The sequence below is a fragment of the Pontiella agarivorans genome (assembly GCF_034531395.1).
In the GTDB taxonomy this organism is placed as follows: domain Bacteria; phylum Verrucomicrobiota; class Kiritimatiellia; order Kiritimatiellales; family Pontiellaceae; genus Pontiella; species Pontiella agarivorans.
This window is the reverse complement of record NZ_JARVCO010000012.1, coordinates 1,258,698-1,265,434: the sequence shown is the minus strand read 5'-3', so window position 1 is coordinate 1,265,434 and position 6,737 is coordinate 1,258,698. Positions and strand designations below refer to the sequence as shown.

At 44.5% G+C, this 6,737-nt stretch carries 8 protein-coding genes; 5 read left to right on the top strand and 3 right to left on the bottom strand.

The window, feature by feature from the left end; genetic code table 11:
* On the bottom strand, positions 1 to 453 hold a 453-nt coding region (locus P9H32_RS18080), incomplete at its 3' end, for an IS110 family transposase (RefSeq protein ID WP_322610334.1).
* A 453-nt stretch (positions 454 to 906) separates the two neighbouring features.
* Here P9H32_RS18080 and P9H32_RS18075 point away from each other — a divergent pair.
* On the top strand, positions 907 to 1,740 hold the full coding sequence (locus P9H32_RS18075) for a hypothetical protein (RefSeq protein WP_322610329.1): 834 nt from the start codon (positions 907 to 909) through the stop codon (positions 1,738 to 1,740).
* Positions 1,741 to 1,856: 116 nt separating this feature from the next.
* Entirely contained in the window at positions 1,857 to 2,297 is a 441-nt protein-coding gene (locus tag P9H32_RS18070; RefSeq protein WP_322610328.1) for a hypothetical protein, read from the top strand.
* A 658-nt stretch (positions 2,298 to 2,955) separates the two neighbouring features.
* Here P9H32_RS18070 and P9H32_RS18065 read toward each other — a convergent pair.
* A complete protein-coding gene (locus P9H32_RS18065; RefSeq protein WP_322610327.1) occupies positions 2,956 to 3,399 on the bottom strand; it encodes an IS110 family transposase in 444 nt (147 codons plus the stop codon).
* A gap of 278 nt (positions 3,400 to 3,677) precedes the next feature.
* On the opposite strand from P9H32_RS18065, the gene P9H32_RS18060 reads away from it, so the two are divergent.
* From P9H32_RS18060 to P9H32_RS18050, 3 genes are all read left to right on the top strand, one after another.
* Positions 3,678 to 4,139, top strand: coding sequence for an EexN family lipoprotein (locus P9H32_RS18060; protein WP_322610326.1), 462 nt, complete (start codon positions 3,678 to 3,680; stop codon positions 4,137 to 4,139).
* Between the two features lie 44 nt (positions 4,140 to 4,183).
* Entirely contained in the window at positions 4,184 to 4,741 is a 558-nt protein-coding gene (locus tag P9H32_RS18055; RefSeq protein ID WP_322610325.1) for a hypothetical protein, read from the top strand.
* Positions 4,742 to 5,146: 405 nt separating this feature from the next.
* Positions 5,147 to 5,515 (top strand): hypothetical protein, encoded by a 369-nt coding sequence (locus tag P9H32_RS18050; RefSeq protein WP_322610324.1) that lies wholly within the window; start codon positions 5,147 to 5,149, stop codon positions 5,513 to 5,515.
* A gap of 195 nt (positions 5,516 to 5,710) precedes the next feature.
* On the opposite strand, the gene P9H32_RS18045 is transcribed toward P9H32_RS18050, so the two are convergent.
* Positions 5,711 to 6,712, bottom strand: a complete 1,002-nt coding sequence (locus tag P9H32_RS18045; protein WP_322610323.1) for a sterol desaturase family protein — start codon at positions 6,710 to 6,712, stop codon at positions 5,711 to 5,713.
* Positions 6,713 to 6,737 lie beyond the last annotated feature (25 nt).

Genomic DNA, 6,737 nt, shown 5'->3' with positions numbered 1-6,737 from the left:
TTTCAGCACGGACCGCAGGGCGTTGGTGAGTTTTACCCGCAAATTAACGGCTTTGCGCCGGTGCTCGGTAAGCAGGATCAGCTGGCGGGTCTGGTCGTCTTCCGGATACCACGCCTTGAGTTTGTGACGGCAATCCCGCACCAGCTCCATAAGCAGCACGGCATCTGAAGGATCATCTTTGGCCCGGCTTGTCTTCCAGGTTTTGCGATACCGGGCACTCGTGGCCGGATTAATCGTGTAGAGTACGATGAACTCATACTGCATTAACAAATGGATCAAGCCCCCCCTGGACTGTTCCAGGCCCACGGCGATGCGTTGGCCCTCATATCGGCCCCGGAGTTTGCAGATCCATTCGTGCAGCACTTCAGGTCGGTGTTCGATGCGTCCACTTTCCGTGGTTTGTGAGGCCTCATCCCAGAGGCAGAAGTCATGCTTCTTATCCGCCCAGTCTATGCCGATCTCAGCGGCGAAGGCATTCGGTTTAGGTCCGGTTTTTCATGTGCGTCTCCTTGTTGGTTTTTGAATGAACACGCTGGCTTCGAACGGGCGAAGGTCTTATAGTTGGTCATGCTGAATGACGATATCTGAGTATTCGTTGTTGTTCGAAGCGCACCGGCCAGGGCGAACAGCTGGTTATAAGCGTTATGGCGCTTGAACATTGGACATTCGTACCTAGCCGGTGCGTGCCCTTTCGGGCTGAAAGTTAACATAGAGCAATTAAAAAGAACACTAACCGGGCAACCTCCGCTCAGAGCGAATCGCAAGGCTCTCCGCTCCGGCTGCCACAATGAACTGGAATACCTATAAGAACATGGAGCCTATCGTGATAACGCCCGTCGATGAAGTTGAAGCGCAATCCACTCAGGCTCATGTTTAACGTTCGATAACTCATAATAAGGAAATTATATGAAACAAACTCTAACAATGACATTCAGTTTTCTCCTTCTAATGAATTCAATTGCAAGCACGACTTATCGGACGTTCAAGGATTCAAGCGGAAGAGCTATACAGGCTCGATTAGTTCAGTTTGATGCCGAGTCAGAAGTTGTGACCATCGAACGCAAAGATAGAAAAACCGCTCAGCTTCCCCTCTCCAAGTTCAGCGTTAATGATCGGGCATATATCCGTAACTTTGATATATCTACAGAATCTCAAGATAATATTAGTACTACTAAAGAACTGGAGCCATTGACCAAAGGTCAGGTTAAGGATCTTGCCGAGCAACTTGAGGAATCAATTGAAGATAAAGATTTCGAGTCTTTTAGTAGTCTCTACCTATCAGCCATCAAACGTCCCGGAAATTGGGACCAGATGAAACGGGTAGACATCGGTGACATAGAGGATCATGTTTTTCATATGCAAATCTCTGCTGACACAGGAAGTAATGGCGCCATCGGTTGGGTACATCTAACCCCAAGTGGCAAGATCAAATATTGTCCTTTAACCAGTCAACATCCTGTTGAGTTGGTTGCAGGGGCTATTTCAACATTTGACTGGCTCGACAGAGAGCGTCTGGATGCTTACAAGCCCCAACTGAATCAAGCTATTAGAGACCTAGAGCGATCCAAAGTTCCGACCTTCGGATTTAAAAAAAACATGCCCTTCAATGAGCTCAAGGAAAACAACAAAAAACTAAAGGCATGGTTTAAAGAAAATTGCGAAACCTACGACGTAGGAACTCCTAAACTACCCATTCCGGAAAAGCGTCTAAAATCCATCAAGTCAAATATCAAATTCTAGTTGTGCATATAAAAAATCGAACCAGCTCATTGACCCTACTTGGACAACGCCCGTCGATTCGGTCAAAGTCTGATTCCCAAGCGGGTCATGAGTAACGTTATGTTGCAGGAATAGATATGAATAAAGAAGACGTAATTTTAATAGCAGCGCTCATTGCATCTCTGACATCAGTTGTCACTTTAGGGCTTAATACTCGCCTCGCGATTATGCGAGAAAAGCGAATGCTCCTGTGGGAGAAAGAACTCGAGCGTTTACATCATTTGGAGGAAATTTCTGGCATGGCCAAAGAGATTGCTTTGTGTCATGCAGATCCCGAGGTTTTACAAAAAGAATTCCCTCCGTTGTATGATGAACTTCGTCAATCAGCTGGCAGGTTTGGGAGATATCCCCAGTTAGCAAATTCTATTCGAGATCTAAACCAAGCCAGCTCGGCATTAGTATCAGATAAGATTAATAAAAGTATCACTGGGCAGGGAGGCTGGGCAAAAAAAGTTACTGAAGCACATACAGCCCTTCTTGCGGAATGTGATGTCATTACAAAAAGAGAAAAAACATAACAAAAGGATTGAGTCTATTTTGACAACGCCCGTTTTGAAGGCAAAGTCTGATTCCCAAGCGGGTCATGAGTAACGTTTGGATAGGAAAATATAATGAACACAATTCAAGCAATCAGCATAGCAATCGCCTATCTATTGATCGTTCTTTTGTTTCCATTTTACAGCGCACTATTGATTCGTAAATTTAGCAAATATTTGACGGATAAATTCATCATAAACTCGATAACCTTAAGCTGCATGATTCTTCAGGTTCCCAGCGCACTGAATTCATACGCTGCAAATATTTGGGTTAAATCTTCTTTGGTAATAGTCATTTTAGCGATCACATATATCGTAAGTTCAACGCTGGCTAAACTGGGTGTATTCGTAATAAACAGAAAAAATCTAACCACCATTAAGTCCCTCTGAGTAAAGACAAAAAGTTCCCTGTCCCAATCTTCGTGTTTTGCCAACTACCACTACCGATTGAACATTCCAACCTGGCCTCAACTTGTGCCGTTTTTATTTCCGTATGAACGAGTGGAGCAAGGCTCCCTCAAACAACCGTGCGGGCTCAGGCGGCCGGATCTCCCCGACAAACGGGGCGGCGGCTGTCAATGATTACATCGATCTATGACGTCCCGGAATTTCATGCGGTTATTCCCTGTGCGCTACCTATTCAAGAACGAGCGGTTGTTCGCCATAAAGACGGAGCCCACTTCTCCTCGCTGGTGGAATGGCCCGTCAGCTCCGTCCGGTTTTTCACAAACTTATTGCGGCGCCGGAGCAGCTTACGCACCGGACGCAGATTGCGAGGACAGACATAGGCAGGAGGAATACGATTACAGCGAAGACAGTCGGCCAGTTCCTCGGAGTCGAACCGGTCGCTCTTATGCTTGTTCGCTGCAATTGATTTCACATAGTACGCATGGGCCAACACGAACTTGATCCCCGCATCCTCGCAGGCATCCGCCAGCCAGAAGCATACAAAGCAGCTCTCGCAGGTTACCGTTAAATCATGTTTATAGGGTTCAACGAGTTTAAGGAAAAACTCAAAGTCGTTGTTGCGGATATTTCGGTGAACCAGTTTGTTTCCGGCCAGGTCCTTCACACAGATGTACATCTGGCGGGTGTGCGACCGATTCCGCAGTTGTATTCGGTCGTCGTTTTGTAATACTTCATCGCAGTTTCCTTAAGTGTTACGGGTTAATGAGACTCTTCTTCTGGACCGGTCGGGAAACTTGGCCAGAAGGAGAACCCTCGATTTCAGTTTAAGGAATTAACCGTCCTTTTCAGAGGACTTAGATGAGTATCAAGTGGTTCGAGTTTACGGTGGCCGACGCGGAATTAATCCGGTCAACGTTTATGTTCACCGAAACTCACGTGTAACGTTAGAGAATCATGAATAAAATCATTCTATCCCTCACCCTTCTGATTGCAGGAATAACTTTTACTGGTTGTTCAACCAAAGCCTATCTGCCAACACTTCCAGACACTCCAGATTATGGAAAAGTTACACTCATTCGGATAAACACAGAACCAACAGCGCAAAAACTTATAATTTATTCTAAGGATGAAAAAATAGCTACACTTAGAAATTATTCAACAGTCACATTCAGCCTACCCAGAGGGCCTCATGATTTTTCCATTAGTTGGCCAAATACTGGTTCTTATTTTGAAAATGAAATTTCATTAAATATCATGGGCAATGATCATCATTACTTTGCAATCAACCATTACTTTGAAATTCAAAATTACAAAAGATACCCAAGGCATGAAAAATGGATGAATACCGAAATTGTAAATGTCCTAAAAATGGATAAACAAAGTGCAGAGAAACTAATTACGGAACAAAATCTCTAACCAGAAAGTAGAGCCTACTTGGCCCACGTATGTTGATGAGGTCAATGTTACTTTCCCAAGCGGCTCACTTTGAACGTTCGGCACGACAAAATATGAATCTCGATCAAATATTTAAATTTCAAAGCCATCGGTCTCAGCGTTACCCAAGGATTCGAGGATTAAAAAGCAAAGCCAAGAGAATCCTAGAAGAAGCAAAAGGTTATGAGGCAGAAATAGATCCTGATGGATGGTTTTATTATTATCACGTCCATCTGGATTGGGATGGAATTGGTGATTTGGGAGCACAGATACGGTTACTAACATTGGAAGCTCATCTGAACATTTTTAAAAAATATGTGGATGCATTAACTCAGTTTGACAAACCCTATCAAATCTTCATGAGTTTCTTTATCGAAGATGCAGGACAGGATGCAGTCTACGTCCACAGTGAAAACCCACATTCTGATTTCCCTGTAGTATTTGATGATGTTCAGTGGGATATTCCAGAGTTTGAATCATTTCTTAAATCCATGTGTCCAGAATACAAATTCATTGCTGGTAGAAGAGAAGAAAACATTGTTGTGTATGCAGAAGGTGTTGGAGAACAACTTAAACCAAACTAGCCGAACCAGAGCCTTGACCTTACTGAGAAAACGCCCGTTGATTAGGTCGATGTTTATGTGCACGGCAGGTCAACCTTAACGGGCGCTGGTGAAGAAAATGAGAACTGAATTATACACCTTCTTTGCATTGTCCAGTATTTTAAGCGGTTGCGCAGCAATCGTTGAAGATTCTCTACAAGGAGAAAATAGAAGAATGTATCACAATGGAGAAATATCCTATTCAGAATACCGCTGGAGACACAACCACCTCGACCAAGTTGACGAACAATTAAGAAACAAAAAATAACAGCGAACCAGTGGCTTTCCCTACCGTGAAAACGCCCGTTTGATTCGGTCACGCACGGCGGGTTATCCATAACACTCGCCGGATAAATGAATAATCGATCAATCTGAGGATCAACGAGTATGCAAAAGGAAAAACCAACTTCTACATTACTAAATAAACTCTATAAGGAATCTCTAATCCCGGCGTTGGTCTTTACGGTCATATGCTCATCGATTTTCTATTTTGCAAACTCTAGACATTTCTACTTTGTCCAAAGTGAAGAGATGATTCATGAACCTCACTACAAAATAATTCCTCCATCTGACCATTTGATTAATTCTGGAGAGAATTATTCGATACATGTAATGGTCAAAACACCACTTCAAGGACTAAAGGCCTCAACGATACCCATCCTTTTTTTAGTGATTCATTTATCAATCAAGGGATACATCAAAAAAGAAGTGGCGAACCGGTGTATGGAGCGTACCGGAAAAACGCCCGGTGATTAGATTGAAGTCTATGTACCCGGAAGCTCACGCTTAACGTTCATATGACTGCAGTTTTGTCAACAGGGTAAAAAATATACGACCTGACCTGAGCCCATAAACCTGGACCGTTTTAAATGAGAGTTTTTCGTGGCAAATAACCCGTAAGGAGAACCCAGAAAAGAAGCGACACGGTCTCAGGATCACGACAATAACGAATTATTTATTTTTTATATCCTGCCACGGACGGGAGGGGTCGGTGTCGAATGAGCCGTCGTGGAAGGTGCCGAACCATTTATCGAATGGAATAAGACACTCACCGAAATTATAGCGATAATAACGGTGATGCAGATAATGAAAATAAGAACCGGTCGGCACCTTGCCATTGAGAATCGGCCCTTCAAATCCGTGGTGTCCGCCCGCCGGCGTCAGCGCTGTGAGCTGAGCATTAAACAGCATATGCAGGGGGTGCGACGGGATGATCCAGTGAATCATAATGACACTGAAATAGCCGAAACATTCCACCGGATGCATGGCCAGCCCGGCCCAGGGTCCCGGATTGACATTGAGGTGATGCAGCGAGTGGTACCGTTTAAACATCGGCTTCCAGTGCAGAAAGCGATGAACCCAATAGAAATGAAACTCGCGCCAGACTGGAATCAGGAAAAACCAGGCGACAAACCAGACCGGATGCATGGCCCATTCCAGGAAAGGAATTTTTCCGTTGGCGTAGGCCCACATAAACAGTACTTCATAGGCCGTCCAGAACGGGACGGCGCTGCAACAGGTCCAGAAAATATTGTCAAGCACCTGATTTTTGAAGAGAAATTTTTTATTTCCTTTGTTCTGCCACCGAGGATCATATTTTTGTTTTGTGCCTTGAAGCTTCAGGATATAGAGCACCAGATGCCATGCCCCGCAGACCATCCAGATCAGGATTTCGTTCCGAATGAACATATAGAGGATCCAGTCCACGTTAAAAGTTCTGCATTGCTCGAGCGACGGCTGGAACCAGTACCATGTTGCCGCGGTCACGCCGAAAAAAAGAAGGTGCCACGGCCAGATATAACCCGGCCATCCCAACAGCCACTTCAGTATTACACCGATTTTCTGCGGCGTTTCAAAAAGCGGCGCATATTTCACCGGATACGGCGGGCGCCACTCCCCCTTGCTGTTGTATTCACCGAACTCACATTGCTCTGCCTTCTTTATATTCTTCATGATCATATTACTCACCTTTTAAATT